Genomic DNA, 896 nt, shown 5'->3' with positions numbered 1-896 from the left:
ATTAATGGGAACGGTGCCGACTACATTTTAAGTGGAAGTGCAAGCCATAATGCAGCGGTAGAAAAGCAGTTTCGTTATCCTACTGAGTATGGTGGGCAAAAACCCCCGACAGCACAATGGACAGTAACAGGTGCAGGCTGCGCATTAGTAGCAAAGGAAGGTAAAGGACCTGTTATCACATCAGCTACTATCGGCAAAGTGGTCGACATGGGTATGTCAGATCCTTTTAATATGGGTGGTGCAATGGCTCCTGCTGCTGTAGATACACTAGAAACCCATCTGAGAGAACGAAATGTGGAACCCTCCTATTATGATTTAATTATCACTGGTGATTTAGGTCATATTGGAAGGCACGTGTCCCTGGATTTGCTAAAAAAAGAAGGAATCCCCATATCCGAAGACCAATACGTGGATTGCGGACTTACCATTTACCGTGAGGGACAGCCTGTTTTAGCAGGAGGAAGTGGTGCTGCATGCTCATCAGTAGTCACATATGGGCATTTTTTAAACCAAATGAAACAAGGACTTATCAATCGAATCCTGGTAATTGCGACAGGTGCTTTACATTCTACATTAAGCGTTCAGCAAAAGGATCCAATTCCTTGCATTGCTCACGCAGTCTCCATTGAAACAGGAAGTGATATGTCATGATTTTTTTCTGGGCGTTTGTAATAGGCGGGATAATATGTGTTATTGGTCAAATAATGTTTGATGTGTTTAAGCTAACCCCAGGTCATACGTTAAGTATCCTAGTAGTTGTTGGAGCTATTCTCGATGGCTTTGGCCTTTACGAACCATTGATTGATTTTGCGGGTGCAGGTGCAAGTGTACCAATTACGAGCTTCGGTAACTCCTTAGTACATGGTGCTATGGCTGAAGCAGAAAAACATGGGCTA

The 896-nt window shown here is 43.4% G+C and carries 1 protein-coding gene and 1 pseudogene; both read left to right on the top strand.

Features of this window, described 5'->3' with window-relative positions:
* Positions 1-651: pseudogene (locus AC3G7N_RS20700) on the top strand (beta-ketoacyl-[acyl-carrier-protein] synthase family protein); the annotation flags it as partial.
* Positions 648-896 (top strand): SpoVA/SpoVAEb family sporulation membrane protein (locus tag AC3G7N_RS20695; RefSeq protein ID WP_489424050.1); only part of this gene is annotated, 249 nt, incomplete at its 3' end. The pseudogene AC3G7N_RS20700 and the gene AC3G7N_RS20695, both read left to right, overlap by 4 nt.

The organism is Virgibacillus carmonensis (assembly GCF_057836705.1).
This window is presented reverse-complemented; position numbering and strand designations above follow the sequence as displayed.